The organism is Streptomyces sp. cmx-18-6, from assembly GCF_046548915.1.
GTDB lineage: Bacteria > Actinomycetota > Actinomycetes > Streptomycetales > Streptomycetaceae > Streptomyces.
In genome coordinates, this window is record NZ_JAEBEP010000002.1 from 370187 (window position 1) to 396745 (window position 26559).

Sequence of the window (26559 nt, forward strand, 5' to 3'; positions counted from 1 at the left end):
GTCAGGCGCCCCCGGCCGGGGCAGAGCGTGACCGGAACAACTCCGTGAAGGAACCGGAACATTGCCGACCGAAGCGGGACCGTCCGTCCACCGGACCCCCGCCATCCGCCGACCGGACCGACCGGAGCCCGGCCATCCGGCGACCGGAGCGGGACCGTCCGCCGACCGGAGCCCGGCCATCCGGCGACCGGACCGACCGGACCGACCGGAGCGGGACCGTCCGCCGACCGGAGCCCGGCCATCCGCCGACCGGACCGACCGGAACCCCGCCACCCGCCGACCGGAGCCGGGGCCGGACCCGCTGCCGGTCACCGCGGACCGGACGGCTCCAGCAGCTCCAGCTCCGTCGCCAGGTTGTGCCGGGCCCGCGCCTCCCACTCGGCCGCCCCGTGCGGCGTACGGAACAGCCTCGGCAGCGCGAGGAGTTGCCGCAGCACATCCGCCCGCCCCGCCCGGAACGCCGCGTCGGGGACGAACCCGTACTCCTCCCGCACCTGGGCCGCGTACGCCGCGTACTCCTGCGGGCCGCCCGCCAGGACCGCCAGGTCCGCGTCGCACAGCACCTCGCCGTTACGGTCCCCGTCCGCCGGGTCGTGCGTCACGGTGAGCCGGACCAGCCGCGCGACCTCCGCCGTCACCCCGTCCGCCACCCCCGCCTCGGGCAGCGCGCGCTCGGCGAGGGCGGCGCTGCGCTCCTCGTTCTCCGTGCGGTCGGGCCGGTACACCGCATCGTGGAACCAGGCGGCCAGCCGCACCGCCTGCACATCGGCGGCGTACCCGGCGAGGGCGTCGATCCGGTCCAGCACCGCCGTCAGGTGGGCGGTGGTGTGGTACCGGCGCTGCGGTTCGTCCCAGCGGTCGAGGAGGTTCTCGGCGTACGGCAACGGGTCCGGGCCGGGCGCCCCGGCGCGGGCGGCGAGAAGCGTGTCCCGCCAGCGGTCGGCCAGGGCGGTACGGGGGGCGCGGGGGCGCGGGCTGTCCGTCATGGGACGACCCTAGAGGCTGGGTCCCTGGCGGACGGGACCCCGATCCGGCTGTACGCGGACCGGCCGCTGGCCGGCACGCGGTACGAGCCGCACGGCGTACGGGAGGGGGACCCGCACCTCTTCGACCGGCCGCCGAAGCCGGACGGCCGACGACCGGAAGCGGCGCTGGGCCTTCCGCTCCTCGGACCGGCCCTTGTCGCCCAAGAGCGCAGTCAATAGCGTGCGCCCGGTGAAGATGGACCTGAACGCGGACCTGGGCGAGGGCTTCGGCCGCTGGACCCTGACCGACGACGAGGCGCTCCTCGCCTGTGTCACCAGCGCCAACGTGGCCTGCGGCTTCCACGCGGGCGACGCCTCCGTCATGCGGCGGGTCTGCGACGCGGCGGCGGCGAACGGGGTACGGATCGGGGCCCAGGTCTCCTACCGGGACCTGGCCGGGTTCGGGCGTCGCTCGATGGACGTGCCGCCCGACGAACTGGCCGCCGAGGTCGCCTACCAGATCGGCGCTCTGCGGGTGTTCGCTGAGGCGGCCGGCTCGACCGTCTCGTACGTCAAACCGCACGGCGCCCTCTACAACCGGACCGTCCACGACGAGCAGCAGGCCGCCGCCGTCGTCGCGGGCGTCCGGCTCGCGGGCGGCGGCCTCGCCGTCCTCGGGCTGCCCGGCTCCCACCTGCTCGCCCACGCCTCCGCCGCCGGGCTGCCCGCCGTGGAGGAGGCGTTCGCCGACCGGGCGTACACCGCGCGGGGCACGCTGGTCCCGCGCGGCGAACCGGGCGCGGTGGTGCACGACGCCGACGAGGTCGTACGCCGTGGGGTCGGCCTGGCGCTCGACCGGGCGGTCACCGGGGCGGACGGCAGCCGGATACCCGTCGAGGCGCGCTCGCTCTGCGTCCACGGCGACACCCCGGGGGCCGCCGCCCTCGCCCGCCGGGTGCGGGCGGCACTGGAGGAAGCGGGCGTGCGGGTGGAGGCGTTCACATGACCTGGGGCGTCGGCTCGGATGCGTACGGGATACGGGTGCTGCCCGCCGGGCCGCACGCCCTCCTCGTCGAACTGGCGGACGGCGAGCGGGCCGAAGCCTTCCACGCCGAGGTGCTCCGCCGCCGTGAGCGGGGCGCACTCCCCGGCGTACGCGAGATCGTCCCCGGCGCGCGGACCGTGCTGCTCGACGGCATCGGCCACCACGAACAGGCCGGAGGGAGCGCGTCCACCGCCCGCGACCGGCTCGACAGGGACCGGCTCGCCCGTGACCGGCTCGCCCGTGACCGGCTCGCCCGTGACCGGCTCGCCCGGGACCTCCTCTCCTGGCCCGTACCGCCCCTGCGCCACGAGGAGCGCGACGCGGTCGAGATCCCGGTCGTGTACGACGGGCCCGACCTGGCGGAGGTCGCCGCGCTCTGGGGCGTCGGCGTCGACGAGGTGGGCGGACTCCACTCCCGTACCGCGTTCCGGGTGGCCTTCTGCGGGTTCGCGCCCGGGTTCGGGTATCTCACCGGGCTGCCCGAGCGCCTGCATGTGCCCCGGCGCACGACCCCGCGTACGAGGGTTCCGGCCGGGGCGGTGGCCCTCGCCGGACCGTACACCGGGGTCTACCCACGGGTCTCGCCCGGCGGGTGGCAGCTCATCGGGCGGATGGTGGAGCCGGCGGCCCTGTGGGACCCGGACCGGGAACCGGCGGCGCTGCTGGCGCCGGGGACCCGGGTGCGGTTCGTGGCGTCGGCACCCGTGGCCGCGTCGCCCGTGGCCGCGTCGCCTCTGGCTTCGGGGCTCGCGGCGTCGACCCCCACGGCTTCGACCTCCACGGCTTCGCCCCCCAGGGCTTCGACCTCCACGGCGTCGACCTCCACGGCGTCGACCCCCACGGCGTCGACCCCCACGGCGTCGGCACCCGTACCCCCTCCTCGTACGGAGGCGCACGGATGACCGGCGTTCCACGGGGCGGGTTCCTCCACGTCGTCCGCCCCGGCGCGCTGACCACCGTCCAGGACGCCGGCCGCCCCGGCTGGGCCCACCTCGGCGTCGGGCGGGCCGGGGCGCTGGACGCGCCCGCCGCCCGGCTGGCCAACCGGCTCGTGGGCAACCGGCCCGACGCCGCCGTCCTGGAGACCACCGTCACCGGGTGCGCGGTCCGCCCGGACCGGGCCGTCGTGGCCGTCGTCGGCGGTGCGGGGTGCCGGGTCACAGTGGACGGGCGGCCGGTGGCGTGGGGCGCGCCCGTGCGGGTTCCGGCGGGCGCGGTGCTGGACGTGGGCCCCGCGGTGAACGGGGTGCGCGGCTACCTGGCGTTCGCGGGCGGCCTGGAGCCGGAACCGGTGCTGGGCAGCCGCTCCGCCGACCTCCTCTCGGGCCTGGGCCCGGCCCCGCTGCGGGAGGGCGACACGCTGCCGCTGGGCGATGCGGCGTCCGCGCCGGTCGGGCCCTGGGAAACCGTCCCCTGGCCCGGCGTCCCCGCCGAACTGGTCCTGCCGCTCCACCTCGGCCCGCGCCACGCGTGGTTCACGGCCGCCGCGCTGCGTACGCTCACCACCGCCGCCTATCGGGTCTCCCCGCACAGCAACCGCATCGGCCTGCGCACCGAGGGACCCGCCCTGGAGCGGGCCCGGGGCGGCGAACTGCCCAGCGAGGGCATGGTGTCAGGGGCGATCCAGGTGCCCCCGGACGGGCTCCCCGTCGTCTTCCTCAACGACCACCCGACGACGGGGGGTTACCCGGTCATCGGCGTCGTACCGGAAACCGCCCTCGCCACGGCGGCTCAGGCGGTTCCAGGAACGCGGGTCCGGTTCTTCGTACGGGCGTGAGCAGCCTTGTGCGTACGACGCGCACGCCCTCCCCTTCGTACGGGCGTGAGCAGCCCCGTACACACTGCGCTCACGCCCCCTTGAAGCCCCGCAGCCGCAGCGAGTTGCCGACCACGAACACCGACGAGAACGCCATCGCGGCCCCGGCGATCATCGGGCTCAGGAGCCCCGCGGCGGCGAGCGGCAGGGCGGCGACGTTGTAGGCGAAGGCCCAGAACAGGTTGGTCCGGATGGTGGAGAGGGTGCGGCGCGAGAGCCGGATGGCGTCGGCGGCGGCCCGCAGATCACCCCGTACGAGGGTGAGGTCGCCGGCCTCGATCGCGGCGTCCGTGCCCGTGCCCATGGCCAGCCCCAGGTCGGCCTGGGCGAGGGCGGCGGCGTCGTTGACCCCGTCACCGACCATGGCGACGCTGCGGCCCTCCGCCTGGAGGCGCTTGACGACGTCGACCTTGTCCTCGGGCATGACCTCCGCGTACACGTCACCGGCACCGATCCCGACCTCGGCCGCCACCGCCTCCGCGACGGCCCGGTTGTCGCCGGTGAGCAGGATCGGGGTGAGCCCGAGGGCCCGCAGCCGCCGGACGGCCTCGGCGCTGGTGTCCTTCACCGCGTCCGCGACCTCCAGGACCGCCCGCGCCTCCCCGTCCCACGCGACCGTGATCGCCGTACGCCCGGCGCTCTCCGCCTTGGCCTTCGCGCGGGCCAGCGCCTCCGGCAGCCGGATCTCCCACTCGGCGAGCAGCTTCTCCCGGCCGACGAGGAGGGCGTGTCCTTCGACGATGCCCTGGACGCCGAGGCCGGGGATGTTGGTGAAGTCTTCGGGGGTGGGGAGGGGGGTGGTGCTGAGGCGTTCGAGGGCGCCGGCTGCCACTGCTTGGGCGATGGGGTGTTCGGAGGCGTTCTCCAGGGCCCCGGCCAGGCGCAGGACGTCGTTCTCCTCCGTGCCTTCGGCGGTGTGGACGTCGAGGAGGGCCATCTTGCCGGTCGTCACCGTGCCGGTCTTGTCCAGGACGATGGTGTCGGCGCGGCGGGTGGTTTCGAGGACTTCGGGGCCCTTGATGAGGATGCCGAGTTGGGCGCCGCGGCCGGTGCCGACCATGAGGGCGGTGGGGGTGGCGAGGCCGAGGGCGCAGGGGCAGGCGATGATCAGGACGGCGACGGCGGCGGTGAAGGCGGCGGTGAGTCCGGCCCCGCTGCCGAGCCAGAAGCCCAGGGTCCCCAGGGACAGGGCGATGACGACGGGGACGAAGACGGCGGAGATGCGGTCGGCGAGGCGTTGCGCGGCGGCTTTGCCGTTCTGGGCGTCCTCGACGAGGCGGGCCATGCGGGCGAGTTGGGTGTCGGAGCCGATGTGGGTGGCTTCGATGACGAGTCGTCCGCCGGCGTTGATGGTGGCTCCGGTGACGGGGTCGCCGGTGGCGACTTCCACGGGGACGGACTCGCCGGTGAGCATGGAGGCGTCCACGGCGGAGCTGCCCTCGACGACCAGGCCGTCGGTGGCGATCTTCTCGCCGGGCCGGACCAGGAAACGGTCCCCCACCTGGAGTTCGGAGGTCGGGACGGTGACCTGGCCGCCGTCGCGGAGGACGGTGACCTCCTTCGCGCCCAGCTCCATGAGGGCCCGGAGCGCGGCCCCGGCCTTCCGCTTGGAGCGGGCCTCGAAGTAGCGGCCCGCGAGGATGAAGGCGGTCACCCCGGCGGCGGCTTCGAGGTAGATGTTCCCGGCTCCGTCGCCGCGCGCGATGGTCAGCTCGAACGGGTGCGTCATCCCCGTCATGCCCGCCGTGCCGAAGAACAGCGCCCACACCGACCACAGGAACGCGGCCGACGTGCCGACCGAGATCAGGGTGTCCATCGTCGCCGCGCCGTGCCGGAGGTTGGTCCAGGCGGCGCGGTGGAAGGGCCAGCCGGCGTAGGTGACGACGGGCGCGGCGAGCGTCAGCGAGAGCCACTGCCAGTTGTCGAACTGGAGGGCCGGGATCATCGCCATCGCGATGACCGGCACGGCGAGGACGAGCGAGGTGATCAGGCGCTGGCGGAGAGTGGTGAGCCCGTCGTCGGGTTCGGACTCGGCCGCCGTCTCGTTCCGCCTCGTCTCCGGAGGTGGCGGTTCCTGAGCGGTGTAGCCGGTCGCTTCGACGGTGGAGATCAGATCCTGTACGGAGACGTCCTCGCCCCGGTACGTCACCTTCGCCTTCTCGGTGGCGTAGTTGACGGTCGCCTCCACCCCGTCCATCCGGTTGAGCTTCTTCTCGATGCGGGCCGCGCAGGAGGCGCAGGTCATCCCGCCGATGGCGAGCTCGACGGTGCCGGACCCGTCGGTTGCGGACCCGGCGGGGGTGGCAGCGCCGGTGGTGGCGGTGGTGGCGGAGTGGGTGGGCACGGGGACTCCTCAAGGCGGTTTCTGATACCCCTAGGGGGTATCTCTTCCTCTCCCCATGTATACCCCCCGCCCCTATGAAGCGCAAGGCGCGCCGGGCGGCGCCTGCGGGGCGGGCTCGCGCATCTCCGCGATCATGCGTTCAGATGGAGGGCTGTGCGGCCACTGGGCCGCCCCGTAGGCTGGTCATTGGACTAGACCTATAGCCGCGTATCGGAGGAATGGGGACCCATGAGCAACCGTGCAGTCCTGGAGGTGATCGCTCTCGACGCGGAGGACGCGGTCGCCGCCCAGGCAGGTGGCGCAGACCGCCTCGAACTGGTCACCGACATGGCCGCGGACGGTCTGACGCCGTCACGGGAGACCTTCGCGGCGATCCGGTCCGCCGTGGACATCCCGCTGCGCGTCATGCTCAGGGTGGCGGACGGTTTCGCCGCGGGCGACATCGACGTACTGGTCGGCAAGGCCCGCGAGATGCGGGCGGAGGGAGCCGACGAGTTCGTGCTCGGCTTCCTCGACGAGGACGGGCACGCCGACCTGGTGGCCGTCGAGCGGCTCGTCGCCGAGCTGGACGGCTGCCGGTGGACGTTCCACCGCGCGATCGACCGGGCCGCCGACCGCGACGCCCTGCGCAAGCAGCTCGCGGACGTGCCCGGCCTGGACACCTACCTCACGGCGGGTTCGCCGGACGGGGTCGACGCGGGCATCCCCACACTCCTGGAGGAGGCCGCCCGTACCCGGGAACCCGGGTACGAGGCGCGGATCCTGGTGGGCGGCGGTCTCCAGCTCCACCACCTGCCGCGGCTGCGGACGGCGGGCATCGACGCCTTCCACATCGGCGGCGCGGCCCGCCCGTCCGGCTGGTCGGCCCCGGTGGACGCCGCGGCGGTACGGGAGTGGCGCGAGGCCCTCGACGCCTGACGGCTCCGGAAGGCGCGGGGCGGGAGGCGCGGGGCGGAAGCCGCGAAGGCCCCGCCCCCTCGCCGCACCCGTACCCGCCCTCCCTCGCCGTGACCGCAGGCGTCCCTACCCCAGCGCCTCCGGCAACGCCGCCGCGTGCACCACCGTCAGCCCCGACACCGCACGGGTCAGCGCCACGTACAGCCGCCGCAGCCCGGTCCGCTCGTCCGGTTCGCCGTCCACCACGGCCGCCGGTTCGTCGAGCACCACGTAGTCGTACTCCAGCCCCTTCGCGAGCGACGCGGGCACCAGCGTCAGCCGGGACTCCGCGGTGGTCTCCTCTCCGGGGGACAGATACGCGTGGCCCGCCGCCTCCAACGCCGTCCCCAGCGCCGGAATCCGCGCGTCGGCGCAGATCAGCCCGATGGACCCCTCATGCCGCAGCGACTCCTCACAGGCGGCGACGACGGCGGAGTCCAGGGAAGCGGCGGCCGGCTCGTCCGCACCGTCCGCCCCCGCCACCTCCCGTACGACCAGCGAACCGGGCGACTCACGCACCGACTCCACCGCCGCGAGCCCCGGCGAGATCGCGGGCAGCAGCCGGGAGGCGTACGCGATCACCTCGCGCGGCACGCGGAAGCCGGCCGTCAGCTCCTCCACCACCGCGTCCGCCTTCCCGAGGTGGAACAGGGCCTCGGTCCAACTCTCCGTGGACCACGGCGTCGTTCCCTGCGCGAGGTCCCCGAGCACGGTGGCCGAGCCGGTCGAGCAGCGCCGCCCCACCGCCCGGTACTGCATGGGGGAGAGGTCCTGCGCCTCGTCGAGCACGACATGGCCGAGCGAGTGCGTACGGGCCACCAGATCGCGGGCCTCGTCGATCAGCACCGCGTCCGCCGCCGACCACTTGGCCGACTTCACACTCCGTGCGGGCTTCGCCCACAGGATGAGCTTCCGCTCGTCCTCGCTGAGCAGCCCCGCCGCGTGCGCGGCCAGGAACTCCGGGTCGGTCAGCAGCCGCAGCACCAGCTTCTCCGGGTTGACGGCGGGCCAGATCGCCTTCACGGCCGCCTTCACCGCCGGATTGCGGGCCACGCTGTTCTGCACCCGGTCGTCGGGGGCCTCGCCCGCCTCCTCCATCCGTACGAGGACGGCGTGCGCGATCCGCTGCGGCAGGGCCTCGTGGGCGGAGCCGTACCGCATGTCCCTGGCCAGCAGCTCGTCGACCATCTCCTCGATCTCGTACGCGGGCACCCGCCAGCGCCGCGACCCGCGCACCACGACGACCGGCTCGGCCGGGGTGGTGACGTGCGAGCGGATGGCCCGGCGCAGCACCTCGGCCATGCGGGCGTCGCCCTTGACGACGGCGGCGGCCGCGTCGTCCGTGCCCCGGACCTCCACGCCCGCCGTGACCAGGTCGTCGACGGTGGCCTGCTTGACCTCCAGCTCGCCGAGGGCGGGCAGGACCTGCTCGATGTAGTGGAGGAAGGACCGGTTCGGCCCGACGACGAGGGTGCCGGTGCGGGCGAGGCGGTCGCGGTGCGCGTACAGCAGGAACGCCACCCGGTGCAGGCCCACGGCGGTCTTCCCGGTGCCGGGTCCGCCCTGCACGCAGACGGTCCCGCCGAGGCCGCTCCGTACGATCTCGTCCTGCTCGGGCTGGATGGTGGCGACGATGTCGCGCATCGGGCCGACGCGGGGCCGCTCGATCTCCGCCTGGAGGAGCCGGCTGGTGTGCGCGATCCCGGTCGGGTCGGTGAGGTGCTCGTCCTCGTACGCGGTGAGCTCGCCGGCCGTGTACCCGAAGCGGCGGCGCAGCCCCACGTCCTGGGGCTTCTTCGGGGACGCCTGGTAGTACGGCTGGGAGACCGGGGCCCGCCAGTCGATGACCATCGGGTCGCCGGCGGTGTCGTGGACGTGCCGCCGGCCGATGTAGAACCGCTCGCCCTCCGCGCCCTCGGCCGACTCGCCGCCGACCGCGTGGAGGTAGTCGAGGCGGCCGAAGAACAGGGGGGTGTGGGCGAGGTCGGCGAGCGCCTTGATGCGGTCGTCGATCTGGGACTGGAGCACGGCGGCGTTGACCCAGTTCGCGGTGACATCGCGGATGTCGAGGGCCTGGACGTCCTCGCGCATCGCCCGCAGGGCGGCGCGGGACGCGGCGAGATGGGCGCGTTCGTGCGCCAGGGGGTCGGTGGTGGAGTCGCTCTCTGCTACGTGCGCGGGCACGGTGTTGCCTCCGGCTCTTCAACGGCTCTTCGACAGCTGCAACAGCTTCGACGCGGGACGGCGGACCGCTCGTCGGTTCCGGCGGGAGCCGGAGCAGGACGGTCCGCTCGGAAGGTTCGTTCGCGTGTGTCGGCCGGTTTCCGTCCGGTCGGCGGCGCTCCCGGGGCCGTTGACTTCGGCGCGGGAGGCGGGCAGACCGGCGATTGTAGCCACAGGGCGGGTCGGCGGCGAAACGGATTACGGGCTCCGCCGGGCGAGGGCCCGGGGTCGTAGGGGCGGGGGGTACCCGTAGGGGATGCGCGCGGCCGGAGCGGTACTGGAGGGCTACGCGCCCGGCGCGCGGGTTCACTCTGCGGACCGACGCGCCCGAACGGGTGACGGGAGCACCATGGATGCATGAGCACCACCACCCTGAACCCGCACAGGACCGGCCCCGCGCACGGCGCGACCGCGGTCACCGGCCACCACCGACCCCACCGCGTCGGAGACGCGCTGCGCGCCGTCAAGGTCTTCGTGACGGCCGCCTTCGGCGTCGTCGTCCTGGGGGAGTACGCGGAGGAGGCGGGAATCCGGCGGGCCCGCTGACCGACCCGCCCTCCTCGCGCCGCACTCCCGCCGCACGCCCGCCCCTCGCGCCCACTTCGTGTCTCCCTCGCGCGCCCCGGGGCACGGGCCCCGTCAGTTGCCCGCGAGCAGCTCGTCCGCGTCGACGATCCGGTACGCGTAGCCCTGCTCGGCCAGGAACCGCTGGCGGTGCGCCGCGAAGTCCTGGTCGATGGTGTCGCGGGCGACGACCGAGTAGAACCGGGCCTCGTGCCCGTCGGCCTTGGGCCGCAGGACCCGTCCCAGCCGCTGGGCCTCCTCCTGCCGCGACCCGAAGGTCCCGGAGACCTGGATGGCGACGGTGGCCTCCGGCAGGTCGATGGAGAAGTTGGCGACCTTGGAGACGACGAGGACGCTGATCTCCCCGTTCCGGAACGCGCCGAAGAGCTTCTCGCGCTGGGCGTTGCTGGTCTCGCCCTTGATGACGGGAGCGTCCAGGTGTTCGCCCAGCTCGTCCAGCTGGTCGATGTACTGCCCGATGACGAGCGTCTGCTCGCCCCGGTGCTTGCGCACCAGCGCCTCGGTGACCTTCCGCTTGGTGGCGGTGGTGGCGCAGAACCGGTACTTCTCCTCCGCCTCGGCCGTCGCGTACGCGAGCCGCTCGGAGTCGGTGAGGTTGACCCGTACCTCCACGCAGTCGGCGGGCGCGATGTAGCCCTGCGCCTCGATCTCCTTCCACGGGGCGTCGAACCGCTTGGGCCCGATGAGCGAGAAGACGTCCGACTCCCGCCCGTCCTCCCGTACGAGGGTGGCGGTCAGCCCGAGCCGTCGCCGGGCCTGGAGGTCGGCGGTGAACTTGAAGACGGGCGCGGGCAGTAGGTGCACCTCGTCGTAGACGACGAGGCCCCAGTCACGGGAGTCGAAGAGCTCCAGATGCGGGTAGACGCCCTTCCGGCGGGTGGTCAGCACCTGGTAGGTGGCGATGGTGACCGGCCGGATCTCCTTCTTCGTACCGCTGTACTCGCCGATCTCGTCCTCGGTGAGCGACGTCCGCTTCACCAGCTCGTGCTTCCACTGCCGGGCGGAGACGGTGTTGGTGACCAGGATCAGCGTGGTCGCCTTGGCCTCGGCCATGGCGCCGGCCCCGACGAGCGTCTTCCCGGCCCCGCAGGGCAGCACGACAACACCCGACCCGCCGTGCCAGAAGCCCTCCACCGCCTGCTTCTGGTACGGCCGCAGGGCCCAGCCGTCCTCGGCCAGCTCGATCGGATGGGCCTCGCCGTCGACGTAACCGGCAAGGTCCTCGGCGGGCCACCCCAGCTTCAGCAGGGTCTGCTTGATCTGCCCGCGCTCGGAGGGGTGGACGGCCACGGTGTCCGGGTCGATCCGGGCCCCGACCAGCGGCTGGACCTTCTTCGACCGCAGGATCTCCTCCAGCACGGGCCGGTCGGTGCTGGTGAGGACCAGTCCGTGCACCGGGTGCTTGGAGAGGGTGAGCCGCCCGTACCGCGCCATCGTCTCGGCGATGTCGACCAGGAGCGCGTGCGGCACGGGGTAGCGGGAGTACTCCACCAGGGCGTCGACGACCTGCTCGGCGTCGTGCCCGGCGGCGCGGGCGTTCCACAGCCCGAGCGGGGTGAGCCGGTACGTATGGATGTGCTCGGGCGCACGCTCCAGCTCCGCGAAGGGCGCGATGACCCGGCGACAGGCGTCCGCCAGCTCGTGGTCGACTTCGAGGAGCAGCGTCTTGTCGCTCTGGACGATGAGGGGTCCGGTCACGCGCTTCGGCCCTTTCTGCGGGGTGCGGCCACGGATGCGGCCAAACGTCCAGTGTGCCGCATCGCGGGGCGGGGCGGGGTGGGCGTGCGCGGAGGGGGCCGCCGCACGCTCAGCGCCCGCGCCGCTGCGGCCCGAAGCGCACCGGGACGCCCGGCGAGTACAGCACGCTCACCGGATCCCCCACCGGCGCGGGCAGTCCCCCCGCCGCCACCAGGTCCTCGTCGCACTCCAGCAGCTCCGCGCGGTGCAGGGGCCACCGGGGATGGGCGTTGGGCAGGTGCGCGGTCCGCCCGAAGAACGAGCTGTGCAGGGCCCACCGGGCGGTGAGGAAGTGCTCCAGGGGCGTGGGCTCCCCGATCGCCGCCCCGGCCCGCAGCACGATCCGGCTCCGCGCGCCGCGCGGGCCGGGCCACCGCCGGGTGCTCGTGTACGTGAGGGTGTCGCCGGAGCGCTCGACGCCCATCCGGGACCACACGTACGGCAGCCGGAACGCGGCCCGCGCCACGGCGACCGGGATCAGCCGCGAGGCGTCGAGCGAGCGGAAGACGACGCCGCGCCGGCCGCGGGCGTCCACGGAGTACAGCCGCACGTTGGTCTCGGGGAAGGTCCCCAGGTAGGGGATGCCCGGCAGCCCGAGCCACCCCACGCGGTGCATCCGGAACGCGACCAGACCCACGTACGTCGCCCCGTCGAGGGTGTCCGGCACGGTCCCCTCCGGCAGCAGCGGAGCCACGTCCGCCGGATCGACCGCCCAGTGCAGGAACGCCAGGTCCAGCCAGGACTGCGTGAGCAACGGCCGCATCGGCGCACCGGGCGGCACGGGCGACACCGGCTCGGCCGCCACCGCCCGGGCCGTCGCCGGCTCGGGCGGCACGCGCTTCGGTTCGGGGGCCCGGTCGGCGAAGGACATGCCCGCAGCATCGCAGACGCGGTGCGGGCACTCACCGGGCTCCCGCCATCCGCCCCCCTCGGCCCGCCGGGGGCTCCCGCCATCCGCCCCCTCGGCCCGCCGGGGGCTCCTACCCCATCCCGTCCTCGGCCAGTTCCGCCACGCCCGTGATCCGGTGCAGCGGGTACGTGCGGACCTCGTCGGCCGTGTGGTCGTACGCCGTGACGAAGCCGCCCTCGACGCGGACCGGGGCGATCACGCGCTGGCTGGCCGCGCCCTCCGCGTTGACGTAGCCGATCCAGACCGCCGAGCCCGTCATCGCGGCCGCCTGGACCGTGGCCAGGGTCTCCGCCGACGTGGTGCGGGGCAGGGAGCCGGAGGGCGCGGTGGACGACGGGCCGCCCTCCGCCGGGTCCTTGCGGATCACCGTGGCCGCCGTGTCGCCGGCGCGGATGGCCCGTACCGCCGCGCCGAGCAGGGTGTCGTCCGGGGCCGGGGGGCCTTCGGGGACCGGGACCGGGGGTGTGCGGGGCGGGGTGCGGCGGGCTCCCGCGCGGGTGATCAGGACGTCGCCCTCGGCCGATTCGGCGGCGGGGGCGCAGCCCATCTCGCGCAGCGCCTCCAGGAGCGAGCCGGGGTCCGCCTGGGAGGCCAGGACCGTGGGGGCGAGGCGGCGCAGGCGCAGGCCCGTCGAGCGGCGGTCGGCCAGGATCTCGTTGAGGACCGCCTCGTCGTCGCAGCGCACGTACGCGGACGCCGCCCCGATCCGCAGGTGGCCGTGGCGGCGGGCCACGTCGTCGATCAGGTAGCTCAGGGGCTGCGGCACCGGCGTACGGCTGTGCGCGGCCAGGAACGCGTGCAGGTCCGCCGCCGCCTGTCCGGCGTCCAGGGCGCGGCGCACCGAGCCGGGCGTGAAGCGGTAGACCGTCGCCCCGCCCTTGGACTCGACGTCGGCCAGGACGGAGAGGGTTTCCGCGAGGGGGCGTTCCAGGGGGCCCGGCGCGACCGCCGTCAGGTCCGCCTGGAGCAGGACGTGGTCCAGGGGTTCGGGCAGGAGCGGCGCGAGGAGGGCGGCCGCCGCGTCCTCGCCCCGGTCCAGGAGTGCGCGGGCCTGTGTGGAGAGCGCGCCCCGGCCCGTGATGCCCAGCGACTCCGCCTCGTTCAGCGTCCACAGGGCGAGCCGGGAGCGGAGGTCCGACCCCTCGCCCGAGCCCGGGGAGGCCGAGGCCGTGGAAGCGGACGGCGGGGAGGCCGAGGGGGTGGTGGGGCCGGTGCGCAACGGGCGTTCCCAGCGCAGCCGTTCCAGCAGCGTCACCGGGTCGGGCGCGGTGCCCGGCGGCAGTTCGGCGAAGAGGGCCAGCACCCGGCGGCGTACCTCCGGCGCGGCCGAGCGGTCCAGCTCGGGCCCGAGCGCGGACAGGGCCCGGCCCTTCGCGTCCTGGCCGCCGACCAGGCCCGGGACCCGGGTGGCCGGGAGCCACGCGGTGGCGAGGTGGGTCCAGCGGTCCTGGGCGGACAGGTCGAGCCACTCGTCGGACGCGGGCGTCGGCGCGTACCGTTCGTCGGTCTCTCCGTCCGAGGCCAACAGCCCGGCGGCGTAGGCGAGTTCGATCCAGAACGCGGCGGCCGGCTCCGTTGCGTCCAGCGCGTTCGCGGTCCGTTTCAGCTCCCGTACGCTCAGTCCGCCCGCGCGCAGGATCGCGGGGCCGCCGCCGTTCCAGAGGCTCAGCAGCTCCTCCACCGTGGACAGCGCCGTGAACGCCTGGCCCGCCGCCGCCCTGTCCACAGCCTGTGGATCGCGTTCGGCGGCCGCCGCGACGACCGGTGCGACCGGTTCCGGTACGCGATGGGCGCGCCCGGCCCGCAGATGCAGGGCCGCCTCACGCGGCAGGACCACCGTGCGGGTGGACACCGGCAGCAGCAGGCCCCGGTCGCGCAGCCACTTCACCGGCGGGGTCGGGTTCGGCGTGACCTCCCCGTACGGCGGCCCCCACACCAGCCGGTCCAGGACCGACAGCGCCTCCACCGGGGCCGTGTCCAGCAGCTCCGCCATCCGCGTGCGGTCCGTGAACAGGGCCGAGAGCGCCGCCACCGCCGAGACCGGGTCATGGGTGGCGGGAAGCCCGGTCGCCGCCAGGATCTCCTGGAGCCGGCCCGGCGACATCCCGGCCGTCGCCTCGGCCACGGTCGGGCCGAGGCCCGTGGGGGAGGGGCGCTGCGGGGACGGGGCGAGCAGTTCGCGGGCCGTGCGCACCAGTCGCAGCCGGTCGTCCTCGCCCCAGACCAGGGCCTGTTCGCGCAGGGTCGCCAGCGCGCCCGGCAGTGCGGCGGTGATCGCCGCGCCCGCGTCGTCGCGCTGCTCGCCGTCGTCGAGCCCGTCGCCGGTGAGGAGGGAGAGCAGGGTGGCGTACGGGGCCGGGTCCGGGGCCACCGCCAGCGCCTCGGCGGTCTGGAGCGCGAACCGGTCCAGGTGCTCCAGCGCGCGCACCACGGAGGCCCGGGTGCCGGCCCGTGTGGCGAGCTGGGTGATGTCGTTCGGCACCGGGTTGAGGAGGTCGGGGCGGGCACGCAGCAGCCCGGCCAGCGATTCGTCGCCCCGGGCGCGCAGGGCTTCGGCGAGCGTGCGCGGTGGTGTGGTCGTCCCCATCCGTCCCACGGTAGCCGCTGAAACGCTACGGTCGGGGCAGGGCCGCAAGAGGGGATGCACCGCGTGGGGATCGAGAGCGACCAGCTCGTCTACGACTACCTGAGCCGGGTCGGCGACCTGGCCCAGCGGCAACAGCTGTCCTCGGGCGCCCGGATGCGGCTCGTCTCGACGCTCCGGGGCGAGATCGACCGCCGCCGCGCCACGGAGGGCGCGGACTCCCCGGCGGCCGTGCGGCGCATCATCGGCCGGCTCGGCAGCCCGGACGAACTGGTCAGCGCGGCGGCGGAGTCGGGCGACGGGACGGTGTCGCTGCCGTCCGCGCGGCCGGGCGAGGGGGAGGGTGAGCGGCGGCGCTCCGTTCCCCGGCCCCGGAGCGGGCTCCTCCGCAAGGAACCCGGCGCGGGGTCCGGCAAGGAGCCCGCCAAGGGGCGCGGGGAGCGGGAGGGGGCCGGGGAGCCCCGGGAGCCCCGGCGGCCGAAAGCCGGTTTCGGGTGGGGCGCGTCGCGCCGCGACCCCGGAAGCGATGCGGCGAAGAGGAGCGCGCCGGAGGGCGATGCGGCGAAGGGCGGCGCGGCGAAGGGCACCGGGAGCGGTGGCCCGGCGAAGGGCCGCGTCAGGGGAGCCGGAGCCGGAGCCGAGGCAGGGCGCACGGGAGCCGGACCCGCCCCCGAGCCCCGCACGCCCGACGACACCCATGACGGCCACGACGCCCCCGCCCCCGACTGGCCCGACCCCTCCGCCCCCCACATGCTCGGCCTCGACCAGCAGGGCGCGCGCGGCGCGGGGGAGGACGACTGGTGGCGGCTGGAGCCGGGGCCCTTCGACGGGGGGACCGCCATCCCCGGGTTCTTCGGCGGCATCGAGGCCCCGGAGCTCCTCGGACGACGGCCGAGGCCCGACGCCCCGGGGAAGCCGGCGAAGGGCGCGAAGGACGACGAGAGCGAAGAGGCGGAAGAGGCCGAAGAAGCAGAGGAGTCCGGCGAGTCCGGAGAGTCCGGTGAGGAGACCGACGCCGCCCCCCGCCGCCGCGCCCCCCGCATCCCGAGGCCGCGCCGCAGGCCCGCCGTCGTCGCCGAACCCGTGGCCGCCGCCCCCGCGCCCCGTGGCGGCTTCGCCCACCCCCTGCTGCTCCTGGCGGCCGTGCTGCTGATCGCCGGGGTGGTCACCGGTTCCTGGATCCCGCTGGCGGGCGGCTGGCTCATCGCGTACGCCTCCCGGACCCTCTCCCGTACGGAGGCGAAATGGGCGGTCCTGGGGCTGCCGGGCACGGTCGCCGCCGGTGCGCTGGTGTGGGTGTGGGGCCGGGTGGACGGCCGCTGGGGCGAGCCCGTCGCGGAGGGGGCGCTGCGCGACGTGCTGGTCGGGGCGTGGCCGGTGGTCGTCCGCGTGGCCGCCGTCGCCTCCGCGCTCTACCTGGTGTGGCGGGCGCGGAGGCGGGCCTGAGGTCCCGGGATGCTCCGGGCCGGGGAGGCTACTTCGTCAGGTCGGCCTTGAGCTCTTCGAGGATCTTGTCGGCCGCCGTGTAGCCGATGCCCTGGATCCACAGCTGGTCGTCGACCGCGAAGACCTTGTCGTTCTTCACCGCGTCCATGTTCTTCCACAGGCCGCTGCCGGTGGTCTGCGTCTCCTTGGACTTCTTCGGGTCGCCGTACGTCGAGTGGAAGACCGCGTCCGCGTCCGCGAGGTCGATCCTCTCCGGGCTGACGTCGTAGGAGAAGCCGTCCTTCGCCTTGTCCGTGACGGCCGGGCGGCCGAGGCCCACGTCGGCGAGGATCGTGGCGATGTAGTTCTTCTTGCCGTAGATGCGGATGTCCGCGCCCTCGACGAACCGGACCATGTTGACCTCGGTCGTACCGGCCTTCTCCTTGCCGCCCAGCGCCTTCGTCACGTCGGCCACGTGCTCGGCGTAGTCGTCGGTGACCATCTTCGCCTCGGCCTTCTTGCCCAGGGCCTCCGCGTGGAGCTGGAAGTTCTCCTTCCAGGGGTAGCCGGTGTTCTCCGTCATCACGGTCGGCGCGATCTTGGACAGCTCGGCGTACTTGTCGCCGTGCCGGATCTTGCTGGTGAGGATGAGGTCGGGCTCCAGGGCGGCGATGGCCTCCAGGTTCGGGGTCATCATCTGGCCGACGTCCTTGATGCCCGCGACCTGGTCCTTCGGCAGGTAGTTCAGGAAGCCCGACGCCACGTCCGCGTGGGTCGCGCCGACCGGCTTCACGCCGAGGGTGAGGACCGAGTCGAGTTCGGCGGTGTCCAGGACGACGACCCGCTCCGGGGCTGCGGGCACCTTCACGTCGCCCATGGCCGTCTTGACCGTACGGGCCTCGGCGGACCCGTCGGAGTTGGAGCCGGAGTCGGAGCCGGACTCGGTCGAGAAGCCGCAGGCGGACAGGGCCAGGGCGGCGGCCACGGTCAGGGACGCGGCGGCGAGGGTACGGGTGCGGGGCTGGAGGGTCATGGCTCAAAGGGCCTTTCCGGGAGTCGGTGCAGGAGCGGGGGAAGAGGCTGGGGCAGGGGTCCAAGGAGCGCCCGGGACGACGAGGGGCGAACCCGTCACCGGGTCCGGGACGATCACCGCGTCCAGGCCGAAGACCTCGCGCACGAGCTCGGCGGTGACGATGTCCCCCGGCCGGCCCTCGGCGACGATCCGGCCCTCCTTCATGGCGACCAGGTGATCCGCGTACCGGGCCGCCTGGTTGAGGTCGTGCAGCACGGTGACGACGGTCCGGCCGGGCGAGCCGTCCGTCGAGGGGGTGGCCAACTGGCGTACCAGGTCCAGGACTTCCACCTGGTGCGCGATGTCCAGGTACGTCGTCGGCTCGTCGAGCAGCAGCAGGTCCGTCTCCTGCGCGAGCGCCATCGCGATCCACACCCGCTGGCGCTGCCCGCCCGACAGCTCGTCCACCGGCCGGTCGGCCAGCGCCGTCACATCCGTACGGGACATGGCGTCGCCCACCGCCCGCTCGTCCGCGTCCGACCACTGCCGCCACCAGCTCTGGTGCGGCTGGCGGCCCCGGGCGACCAGGTCGGAGACGGTGATCGCCTCGGGGGCCGCCGGGGTCTGCGGGAGCAGCCCGATGGACCGGGCGATGCGCCTGGTCGGTATCCGGGCCAGTTCCGTGCCGTCCAGCAGGACCGCCCCGCCGCGCGGCTTCAGCAGCCGGCCGAGCGCCCGCAGGGTGGTGGACTTGCCGCAGGCGTTCGGGCCGACGATGACGGTGACCCGCCCGTCCGGCACGGCGAGGTCCAGCTCATGGACGACGGTGCGGTCCTCGTACGCGAGGGTCAGGGCGCGGGCGGAGAGGCGGGAGCCCGTCTGTGGCGCGTCGGTCGTCGGGCTCATGCGGTGCCTCCACTGCGGGCGCGCTGACCACGGATGATCAGCCAGATCAGATACGGGGCTCCGACCGCCGCCGTGAGGACGCCCACCGGCAGTTCGGTGGGCGCGAACAGCCTGCGGGCGAGCAGATCCGCGAACACGACGATCACCGCGCCCGTCAGGGCGGAGCACAGCAGCGGGATCTGCGCGGTACGGGTCATGCGGCGCGCGATCTGCGGGGCGAGCAGCGCCACGAAGTCCACCGGCCCCGCCGTCCCCGTCGCCACGGAGGCCAGCACCACGCCCAGCGCGACGAGTCCGAGCCGTACGCGCCCCAGGCGTACGCCCAGCGCGGTCGTGGTGTCGTCGTCCATCGTCACGGTCCGCTGAGCACGGGCCGCCCACAGCACGGCGGGCAGCAGGAGCAGCAGCGTCCAGGCGAGCGGGGCGGCCTCCGGCCAGCCGCGCCCGTTCAGCGAACCGGTCATCCAGATCTGCGCCTGCTGAGCGACCAGGTAGTCGCCCTTGGTCAGGAACAGCGTGGTCACCGAGCGCAGCGCGATGGCGAATCCGATGCCGATGAGGACGAACCGGGCGGCGTGCAGACCGCCGCGCCAGGCGAAGACGTACACGAGCGCGGCGGCCACGACTCCGCCGACGACGGAGAGAGGGGGCAGGAGCGCGTACGAGGTGACGCCGAAGGTCATCGCGCCGACCGTGAGCGCGCTCGCGCCCTGGCTGACGCCGATGATGTCGGGGCTGGCGAGCGGGTTGCGGGCCACCGTCTGGATCAGCGCCCCCGCGATCCCGAACGCCGCGCCCACCAGCAGCCCGACGACCATCCGGGGCAGCCGCAGCGTGCCCACGACCAGCTCCGCCGACGACGGCTGCCCCAGCACCACCTTCACGACCTCGCCGGGCGCGACGAAGCTCTCGCCGACGCAGAGGTACGCCACGCACACGGCGGCCAGCAGGAGGCCCAGGGCCGCCGCGACGACGAAGGCGCGCCGGTGCAGCAGGAACCGCCCGCGCGGCCCGGCCTTCACGACGGCGTATCCGGCGGGCCGGACCCGGAGCAGGGTGTCGCTCACGCGGGCACCCTCTTCCGGCGTACGAGGGCGACCAGGAACGGCACCCCGATGAGCGCGGTCATCACACCCGCCGGAACCTCGCTCGGCGGGAACACGATCCGGCCGACCACGTCCGATACCAGCAGCATCACCGGCCCGAGCAGCGCCGCCATGGGCAGCACCCAGCGGTGGTCGCCGCCGACGACCGCGCGGGCGATGTGCGGGACGGCGAGGCCGACGAACGCGATCGGCCCGGCGGCGGCCACCCCGGCCCCGGTCAGCACGGTCGCCCCGACGCCGCCGACGATCCGGACCGCCGCGACGTTCTGCCCGAGCCCCTTCGCCACGTCCTCGCCGAGGGCCAGCGCGTCCAGGCCGCGCGCGACGGAGAACACCAGCACCGCGCCCAGCAGCAGGAACGGCCAGAGCTGCTGGACGACCGTCGACTCCCGCCCGGCGATCGAGCCGACCTGCCAGAAGCGGAACTCGTCCAGCGCGGACGCCTTCGTCGTGAGGATGCCCATCGTGACCGACACCAGCAGCGCGTTGATCGCCGCACCGCCGAGCGCCAGCTTTACGGGGGTCGCGCCGCCGCGCCCGGCGGTGGCGACGGCGTACACGGCGACCGAGGCGAGCGCGGCCCCCGCGAAGGCGAACCAGACGTAGCCGGTGAGCGTGTGCACCCCCGCGAAGGCGATCGCCGTCACCACCGCCACCGACGCCCCCTGGCTGATGCCGAGGATGCCGGGGTCGGCGATGGGGTTACGGGTGATCCCCTGGAGCACCGTGCCCGCGAGGGCCAGCGCCGCCCCGACCATCAGGCCGACGAGCGTGCGCGGCACCCGCATGGTGCGGACCACCTCGGCGGCGTCGGAGTCCCCGCCGTGCAGCAGCACGTCGAGCACCTCGGCCGGCGGGATGGACCGCGCCCCCACGGCGAGACTGAGCAGCACGGCCAGCAGCAGCGCCACGACGGCGGCGGCGGTCGCGGACGCCCGCCGGGAGGAGCGGGGGGCGCGGGGCGCGACGGCCGGTCCTCGTAACGGTGCTGACACGGGCGCTGACATCTGAGCCAATCGGCAGGGACACAAGGTGCGTTGACGGGTGACTGCGGAAAACTAAGGCTTGGCTAAGTACGGGCCTCAGTGTAGGTGCGGGGTTCCACCGCCGAGGGCGGTGGGTCGGTACGACAGCCGGTACGACAGCCGGCGCGACGGGAGTCGGCACAATGAGCCCCATGGCTTCCACGGCTCAGCACCCTCCGACGGCTCCCCGGACGGCTCCCCTCACCGTCGGCTTCGATCTCGACATGACCCTCATCGACTCCCGGCCCGGCATCGCCGCGGCCTTCCGGGTCCTGTCCGCCAGGACGGGGGTGCACGTCGACGAGTCCCTGGTGGTGAGCCGGCTGGGCCCGCCGCTGGAGAGGGAGCTGGCGCACTGGTTCCCGGCCGACGAGGTGCCCGCCGTGGCCGACCGCTACCGGGCGCTCTACCCGGACCACGCGATAACCCCGAGCACCGCCCTCGCCGGGGCGCGGGAGTCGGTGGCCGCGGTGCGGGCGCTCGGCGGCCGGGCGATCGTCGTCACGGCGAAGTACGAGCCGAACGCGAAGCTGCACCTGGCCCACCTCGGCATCGAGCCGGACTCGGTGATCGGCTCGCTCTGGGCGGAGGCCAAGGGCGAGGCGCTGCGGGAACACGGGGCGCAGGTGTACGTGGGCGACCACACCGGGGACGTACGCGGGGCGCGCGCGGCCGGAGCGCTGTCGGTCGCCGTGCCCACGGGCCCGTGCGACGCGGAGGAGCTGCGGGCGGCGGGCGCGGACGTGGTGCTGAGGGACCTGACGGAGTTCCCGGCCTGGCTGCGGGCGTTCGAAGCGGACCGCACGGCGGCCTGAGGCGGGGGCACCGGCCCGGGAGCGGCCGGCCGGACACTGCCTACCCGCCGGACACTCCCTAGCTGCGGCTCGCGGCCCGCTTCGGCGAGTTGGCCCAGACCGAGCGCACGACGCCCGCTCCGGCGATCAGGAACCCGGCCCCCATGAGCATGGAGACCCCGTACGCGATCGACGGGAACGGCTCCGTGCCGAGGAACAGCGGGGCCACGGTGACCAGAGTGGCCAGTGCGCCGATGAAAAAGACGATCGCGCCGACCTGAACGAGCCGGTCGCCTGCGCCTGAAGGAGTAGTACTCACCTCACCAGGGTAGTTCCCAGCCCGGAGGAACACTCCGGCGACGTCTTGTCACCGGCCGCAGGGCCATTAGCCTTGGACCCGGCGGGTCATGGTGACCCGCTGTACTGCTATCCGGGGCCGTTGTCCTTCACGGGCACCGGCTCTTCCGCACATGACGAGCACGAGGACGGGGACAGACGTGCCCACCGGCAAGGTGAAGTGGTTCAACCATGAGAAGGGCTTCGGCTTTCTCTCCCGCGACGACGGCGGCGACGTCTTCGTCCACTCGTCGGTACTCCCTGCCGGAGTCGACGCACTCAAGCCCGGTCAGCGTGTGGAGTTCGGCGTGGTCGCGGGGCAGCGCGGCGACCAGGCCCTGTCCGTGGTGGTCCTCGACCCCACCCCGTCCGTCGCGTCGGCCCAGCGCCGCAAGCCGGACGAGCTGGCGTCGATCGTCCAGGACCTGACGACGGTCCTGGAGAACATCACGCCGCAGCTGGAGCGGGGCCGCTACCCGGACAAGGCCGCCGGCGCGAAGATCGCGGGCCTGCTGCGGGCGGTGGCCGACCAGCTCGACGTATAGCCGTTCGGGCAGCCCGCACGCCGCTCGTGGGTGCGGCCCTCTTCCCAGGCGGTCGGGGTGAAGGGGGCCGCGGTGGTGTGCGGCGGCCCCGCCCTCAGGTCCGGTCGCCGGGGAACGCCAGGGCGTCCGGACCCAGCGGCGGCACGAGCCCTTCGGCGGCGGCACGGGTCAGCAGGCCGCGCACGGCCGCGTACCCGTCCTCCCCGAGGTCGGCGGTGAACTCGTTGACGTACAGGCCGATGTGCTGGTCCGCGACGGCCGGGTCCATCTCCTGGGCGTGCTCCTGGACGTAGGGCCGCGAGACCTCCGGGTGGTCCCACGCCATCCGGACCGAGCTGCGGGCGGAGTCGGCCAGCCGCCGCAGGGTCTCCTCCCCGAGGGACCGCTTGGCGATGATCGCGCCGAGGGGGATCGGCAGGCCGGTGGTGTCCTCCCAGTGGCGTCCCATGTCGGCCAGGTTGTGCAGCCCGAAGTCGTGGTACGTGAAGCGGGCCTCGTGGATGACGAGACCGGCGTCCACCTTCCCGTCCCGTACGGCGGGCATGATCTCGTGGAACGGCATCACGACGACCTCGCCGACCCCGCCCGGGACCATCTCCGCCGCCCAGAGCCGGAACAGCAGGTACGCCGTCGAGCGCTCGCTCGGCACGGCGACCGTCCGGCCCGTCAGGTCGAGGCCCAGCTCCTTGGTGAGGACGAGCGGCCCGCAGCCCCGGCCCAGCGCCCCGCCGCACGGCAGGAGCGCGTACTCCTCCAGCACCCAGGGCAGGACCGCGTACGACACCTTCAGGACGTCCAGCTCGCCGCGCTCGGCCATGCCGTTGGTGATGTCGATGTCCGCGAAGGTCACGTCCAGCGCGGGCGCGCCGGGGACCCGGCCGTGCGCCCAGGCGTCGAAGACGAAGGTGTCGTTGGGGCAGGGCGAGAAGGCGATCCCGATCGCCTCGCCGGCCGGTCCGCGGTGTGCGTCAGCGTCAGTGGTCATGCCCGTTCCAACCTTCCAGGTCCTCGTGGCTGTTCCAGCTTTCGAGCACGGGCGCCGTCTTCGCGAACGCCTCCGTGAGCGCGGCCAGCGCGTCGCCGATGCGCCAGGCGGCCCGGTCGCGGGGGCCCACGGTGTTCGAGACGGCCCGCAGCTCCAGTACGGGCGCCCCGGCCCGCTCGGCCGCCTCGGCGACCCCGAAGCCCTCCATCGCCTCGGCCAGCGCCCCCGGGTACGCCGTCAGCAGGGCGGCCGTGCGGGCGGCGGTGCCGGTCACGGTGGAGACGGTGAGCACGGGGCCGGGCGCGGCTCCGGCGGCCGACGCCACCTCCCGTACCAGCGCGGGCGGCGGGGTGAAACGGTCCCGGCCGAAGCCGAGAGCGGTGACGGGCACGAAGCCGTCCGGGGTCTCGGCCCCCAGATCGGCGGCGACGATGTCGCTCGCCACCACCAGCGAGCCGAGCGGCGCGGCGGGGGCGAACCCGCCGCCGATCCCGGCGGAGACGACGAGCCCGTACGGTCCCGGGGCGGAGCCCGGAGCCGAGGCCAGGGCGAACGCGGTCGCCGCCGCTGCCGCCGCCGGGCCCGCGCCGCCCGCCAGGACGTCGAACGCGCCGGTGCGGTGCAGCTCGCCCCCCGGCAGGGCGAGGGTTTCGGCGGGGCCCCCGAACGCACGCGTGACCGCGTCCCGTTCCACCGGGACAGCGGTCACGACGAGCACACGCACAGGGAGAGCCTCAGGGCCTCGGGAGGGGCGGGGGGACGGCGGTCAGGACGTCTTCTTGAGCTCGAACTGCCAGACGCCGGTGAGCTTCGAGCCGTTGGTCTCCACGATGGAGACGTTCGTCTTGCTGGCGGGCGCGCCCGTCTGGCTGCTGAAGAAGGCGCTGCCGAGGATCGACCGGTACGTCTTCTTGAACGGCTCCGGCTCGGCCTGCTGGCCGTTGATGAAGAGCGTCCAGCCCCGCTCGCCGACCTCGGGGTCGACGCCGAAGCGGACCTTGTCGTCCATCGCGACCTTGATGGTCTTCTCGGGCTTCTTGTTGAGGCAGCCCTGGATCAGCGACTCCTTGATCGCCTCGCCGTCGTTGTAGCAGGCCGCCTCGGTGTGCACCGAGTCGCTGCCGACCGTCACGGTGGCGAGCGGCGTCGGCTTGTCGCAGGCGGACAGGACAAGGAGTCCCGCGGACACGGCACCGAGAGCGACGCCGATTCGACGGCCCTTACCGGAGAAGAACGCAACGGTCATGGGCCGAAGGCTATCGGTCGCCTCCGCTCACGCCACGCGGGGGTGCGGCGTGCCGCGCCGCGCGGCGCCCAGGAGACCCCGTACGGACGTGACCGCGCCGAGGCCGAGAATGGCCGCGGCGACCGACATGCCGAGTACCGCGTTGAGCGGCAGCGCGATGCCGATGCCGCCGCCGACCACCCACGCCATCTGGAGCAGCGTCTCGGACCGGGCGAAGGCGGAGGTGCGGACCTCCTCGGGCACGTCCCGCTGGATCATGGCGTCCAGCGACAGCTTGGAGAGGGCCTGGGTGAATCCGGCGACCGCGCCGAGCGCGGCGACCAGCGCGGTGGAGAAGAAGACCGCGGCGAGCACCGCCACGCCCAGGGCGAGCGCCAGCACCGTCGCGATGATCACCTCGGGGCCGCGCGCCCGGAGCCAGGCCCCCACCGCCGTACCGCAGGCGTTGCCGACGCCCGCCGCCACGCCGACGATGGCGAGCGAGACGGCGGCGCTCTGGCCGGACAGCGGGTGCTCGCGCAGCAGGAACGCCAGGAAGAAGATCAGGAAGCCGGAGAGGGCCCGGTGCGCGGCGTTGGCCTGGAGGCCGTGGAGCACCGGCCCGCCGACCGACCGGAGGCCGGGCGGACGCTCCCTGGCCGGTTTCGCCCCGTTCCTGCCGCTCTTCGCGTCCTTGCCGTTCCTGCCGGTCCTGCCGTCCTTGCCGTTCCTCCGGAGGCCGGCCAGGGTGCTGCCGCCGTCCGGCTGCGGGGCGGGGCGGGGTGCGGGCCCCTCGCCGTGCGGGTCGATCAGGCGGGCCCGGCGTTCGCCCTTGGCGGAGTCGACCTTCGGCGGCAGCGTGAAGGCGAGGAAGGTGCCCGCGATGAAGATCGTGCAGGCCCCGTAGAGCGGCCAGGCGGAGCCGACGGTCTGGAGGCCGGCCCCGATCGGGGCCGCCACCCCCGTGGCGAGGAGCCCCGCCAGAGTGACCCGGGAGTTCGCTTTGACCAGCGAGAACTTGGGTGGCAGCAACCGTGGCACGACCGCGCTGCGCACCACCCCGTACGCCTTCGACGAGACCAGGACCCCCAGCGCGGCCGGATACAGCTCCAGGCCGCCGGTGGCGACCGCCCCCGACATGGTGAGCGCCAGCAGGGCCCGGGCCAGCATCGCGCCCGCCATCGCGGCCCGGCGGCCGTGCGGGAGCCGGTCGAGCAGGGGGCCGATCACCGGGGCGAGCAGGGTGAAGGGGGCCATGGTGATGGCGAGGTAGAGCGCGACCCGCCCGCGCGCCTCGTCGGTCGGGACGGAGAAGAAGACGGTGGAGGCGAGGGCGACGGTGATCATGACGTCGCCCGCGCCGTTCACGGCGTGCAGCTCGATGAGTTTGCCGAGCCCGGACTCCCCGGCTCCATGGGCGTGCGTCGCCCGGCGGATGCCCCGGGCCGTACCGGTGAACGGGGTGCGCAGGGCACGGCCTGTAGCCCGTCCCGCCCTGCGGAGCGGGCCGGGACCGTCGTGCGACCTGGCGGCAGTCACCCCGTCATAGTGCCCCAACCCTGGCCGGTATGAACGGTGATCGGCCGTGGACTCGCGCGTGACGCCCTGTCGGACCAGTGGGTGCGGGTGGGACGGGGGAGGCCGCTGGGGCGGGGGGTGGCCGGGTGCCGGAGGGTTCGGCGCGGCGCGGTGGGGCGGGTGGCGGAGGGGTGGGCGCGTGTGGACGGGGCGGGTGCCGGGGGGTTCGGCGCGTGCGGATGGGGCGGGTGGCGGAGTGTTCGTGGAGGCCGGCGGGGCGGGTGGCGGAGCGACGGATACGGCACGTTTGGGGCGGGCAGGTGGGCGCGGAGCGGCGGAGAGGGTAGCGTGCGTAACGCGCCACCGGCGGTTGTTCTTGGCCGCGCGCCTCTCCGCGATCCCGCAGAATGGGTGGCAGAAGGCGCGCCCGAGGCAGGCACAACGGGTGTGGACGTCGACGCGGCCCCCAGGTCCGCTCCGCCCGCAACTGTCTGGCCGAAACGGCAATCGTGCAGCAGCTGGCGCGCTCGTGAGACT

23 protein-coding genes are annotated in these 26559 nt (G+C 74.4%); 8 read left to right on the forward strand and 15 right to left on the reverse strand.

Annotation, left to right across the window (positions count from 1 at the left end):
• Positions 1-308 precede the first annotated feature (308 nt).
• The gene (locus tag ACLJPL_RS06630; protein WP_411079743.1) at positions 309-986 is read right to left on the reverse strand and encodes a hypothetical protein; all 678 of its coding nucleotides are present in this window, start codon (positions 984-986) and stop codon (positions 309-311) included.
• Between the two features lie 235 nt (positions 987-1221).
• Between ACLJPL_RS06630 and ACLJPL_RS06635 the strand changes: the two genes are divergently transcribed.
• The 3 genes from ACLJPL_RS06635 to ACLJPL_RS06645 are packed head-to-tail and all read left to right on the forward strand — an operon-like array spanning position 1222 to position 3787.
• Positions 1222-1971 carry a LamB/YcsF family protein gene (locus ACLJPL_RS06635; RefSeq protein ID WP_411080031.1) on the forward strand — a complete coding sequence of 250 codons (750 nt, stop codon included), beginning with the start codon at positions 1222-1224 and terminating at the stop codon, positions 1969-1971.
• The gene (locus tag ACLJPL_RS06640) at positions 1968-2912 is read left to right on the forward strand and encodes a 5-oxoprolinase subunit B family protein (protein ID WP_411079744.1); all 945 of its coding nucleotides are present in this window, start codon (positions 1968-1970) and stop codon (positions 2910-2912) included. The genes ACLJPL_RS06635 and ACLJPL_RS06640 overlap by 4 nt, the downstream gene beginning before the upstream one ends.
• Positions 2909-3787, forward strand: a complete 879-nt coding sequence (locus ACLJPL_RS06645) for a biotin-dependent carboxyltransferase family protein (protein ID WP_411079745.1) — start codon at positions 2909-2911, stop codon at positions 3785-3787. The genes ACLJPL_RS06640 and ACLJPL_RS06645 overlap by 4 nt, the downstream gene beginning before the upstream one ends.
• Positions 3788-3857: 70 nt before the next feature.
• Here the strand turns inward: ACLJPL_RS06645 and ACLJPL_RS06650 are convergent, their stop codons facing one another.
• On the reverse strand, positions 3858-6170 hold the full coding sequence (locus ACLJPL_RS06650; RefSeq protein WP_411079746.1) for a heavy metal translocating P-type ATPase: 2313 nt from the start codon (positions 6168-6170) through the stop codon (positions 3858-3860).
• A 228-nt stretch (positions 6171-6398) separates the two neighbouring features.
• On the opposite strand from ACLJPL_RS06650, the gene ACLJPL_RS06655 reads away from it, so the two are divergent.
• A complete protein-coding gene (locus ACLJPL_RS06655; RefSeq protein WP_411079747.1) occupies positions 6399-7088 on the forward strand; it encodes a copper homeostasis protein CutC in 690 nt (229 codons plus the stop codon).
• 105 nt (positions 7089-7193) lie between these two features.
• Here the strand turns inward: ACLJPL_RS06655 and ACLJPL_RS06660 are convergent, their stop codons facing one another.
• Positions 7194-9290, reverse strand: a complete 2097-nt coding sequence (locus ACLJPL_RS06660) for a HelD family protein (RefSeq protein WP_411079748.1) — start codon at positions 9288-9290, stop codon at positions 7194-7196.
• Between the two features lie 396 nt (positions 9291-9686).
• On the opposite strand from ACLJPL_RS06660, the gene ACLJPL_RS06665 reads away from it, so the two are divergent.
• Complete coding sequence (locus ACLJPL_RS06665) at positions 9687-9875, forward strand: hypothetical protein (protein WP_411079749.1); 189 nt, start codon at positions 9687-9689, stop codon at positions 9873-9875.
• A 93-nt stretch (positions 9876-9968) separates the two neighbouring features.
• On the opposite strand, the gene ACLJPL_RS06670 is transcribed toward ACLJPL_RS06665, so the two are convergent.
• The 3 genes from ACLJPL_RS06670 to ACLJPL_RS06680 form a co-directional block, all read right to left on the reverse strand.
• Positions 9969-11612 carry a DNA repair helicase XPB gene (locus ACLJPL_RS06670; RefSeq protein WP_411079750.1) on the reverse strand — a complete coding sequence of 548 codons (1644 nt, stop codon included), beginning with the start codon at positions 11610-11612 and terminating at the stop codon, positions 9969-9971.
• A 109-nt stretch (positions 11613-11721) separates the two neighbouring features.
• Positions 11722-12414: a YqjF family protein gene (locus ACLJPL_RS06675; protein ID WP_411080032.1), complete on the reverse strand. Its 693-nt coding sequence runs from the start codon at positions 12412-12414 to the stop codon at positions 11722-11724.
• A 217-nt stretch (positions 12415-12631) separates the two neighbouring features.
• The gene (locus tag ACLJPL_RS06680; RefSeq protein WP_411079751.1) at positions 12632-15148 is read right to left on the reverse strand and encodes a helicase C-terminal domain-containing protein; all 2517 of its coding nucleotides are present in this window, start codon (positions 15146-15148) and stop codon (positions 12632-12634) included.
• A gap of 54 nt (positions 15149-15202) precedes the next feature.
• Between ACLJPL_RS06680 and ACLJPL_RS06685 the strand changes: the two genes are divergently transcribed.
• Positions 15203-16591, forward strand: a complete 1389-nt coding sequence (locus ACLJPL_RS06685; RefSeq protein WP_411079752.1) for a hypothetical protein — start codon at positions 15203-15205, stop codon at positions 16589-16591.
• 28 nt (positions 16592-16619) lie between these two features.
• On the opposite strand, the gene ACLJPL_RS06690 is transcribed toward ACLJPL_RS06685, so the two are convergent.
• From ACLJPL_RS06690 to ACLJPL_RS06705, 4 genes are read right to left on the reverse strand one after another with little or no spacing between them, the layout of a single operon-like run.
• A complete protein-coding gene (locus tag ACLJPL_RS06690; RefSeq protein ID WP_411079753.1) occupies positions 16620-17603 on the reverse strand; it encodes an ABC transporter substrate-binding protein in 984 nt (327 codons plus the stop codon).
• Between the two features lie 3 nt (positions 17604-17606).
• Entirely contained in the window at positions 17607-18488 is an 882-nt protein-coding gene (locus ACLJPL_RS06695) for an ABC transporter ATP-binding protein (protein ID WP_411079754.1), read from the reverse strand.
• Positions 18485-19555 carry a FecCD family ABC transporter permease gene (locus ACLJPL_RS06700; RefSeq protein WP_411079755.1) on the reverse strand — a complete coding sequence of 357 codons (1071 nt, stop codon included), beginning with the start codon at positions 19553-19555 and terminating at the stop codon, positions 18485-18487. Before ACLJPL_RS06700 ends, ACLJPL_RS06695 begins: the two co-directional genes overlap by 4 nt.
• Entirely contained in the window at positions 19552-20601 is a 1050-nt protein-coding gene (locus ACLJPL_RS06705; protein WP_411079756.1) for a FecCD family ABC transporter permease, read from the reverse strand. The genes ACLJPL_RS06700 and ACLJPL_RS06705 overlap by 4 nt, the downstream gene beginning before the upstream one ends.
• A gap of 170 nt (positions 20602-20771) precedes the next feature.
• Between ACLJPL_RS06705 and ACLJPL_RS06710 the strand changes: the two genes are divergently transcribed.
• Positions 20772-21434, forward strand: a complete 663-nt coding sequence (locus ACLJPL_RS06710) for an HAD family hydrolase (protein ID WP_411079757.1) — start codon at positions 20772-20774, stop codon at positions 21432-21434.
• Between the two features lie 58 nt (positions 21435-21492).
• On the opposite strand, the gene ACLJPL_RS06715 is transcribed toward ACLJPL_RS06710, so the two are convergent.
• Positions 21493-21732, reverse strand: coding sequence for a hypothetical protein (locus ACLJPL_RS06715; RefSeq protein ID WP_411079758.1), 240 nt, complete (start codon positions 21730-21732; stop codon positions 21493-21495).
• A gap of 178 nt (positions 21733-21910) precedes the next feature.
• On the opposite strand from ACLJPL_RS06715, the gene ACLJPL_RS06720 reads away from it, so the two are divergent.
• Positions 21911-22294 (forward strand): cold-shock protein, encoded by a 384-nt coding sequence (locus ACLJPL_RS06720; protein WP_411079759.1) that lies wholly within the window; start codon positions 21911-21913, stop codon positions 22292-22294.
• Positions 22295-22388: 94 nt separating this feature from the next.
• Here the strand turns inward: ACLJPL_RS06720 and ACLJPL_RS06725 are convergent, their stop codons facing one another.
• From ACLJPL_RS06725 to ACLJPL_RS06740, 4 genes are read right to left on the reverse strand one after another with little or no spacing between them, the layout of a single operon-like run.
• Positions 22389-23279, reverse strand: coding sequence for a 1,4-dihydroxy-6-naphthoate synthase (locus ACLJPL_RS06725; RefSeq protein ID WP_411079760.1), 891 nt, complete (start codon positions 23277-23279; stop codon positions 22389-22391).
• Complete coding sequence (locus ACLJPL_RS06730) at positions 23269-24003, reverse strand: futalosine hydrolase (RefSeq protein ID WP_411079761.1); 735 nt, start codon at positions 24001-24003, stop codon at positions 23269-23271. Before ACLJPL_RS06730 ends, ACLJPL_RS06725 begins: the two co-directional genes overlap by 11 nt.
• A gap of 42 nt (positions 24004-24045) precedes the next feature.
• Positions 24046-24525: a DUF2771 domain-containing protein gene (locus ACLJPL_RS06735; protein ID WP_411079762.1), complete on the reverse strand. Its 480-nt coding sequence runs from the start codon at positions 24523-24525 to the stop codon at positions 24046-24048.
• A 27-nt stretch (positions 24526-24552) separates the two neighbouring features.
• Complete coding sequence (locus ACLJPL_RS06740) at positions 24553-26043, reverse strand: MFS transporter (RefSeq protein ID WP_411079763.1); 1491 nt, start codon at positions 26041-26043, stop codon at positions 24553-24555.
• Between the last annotated feature and the right edge of the window lie 516 nt (positions 26044-26559).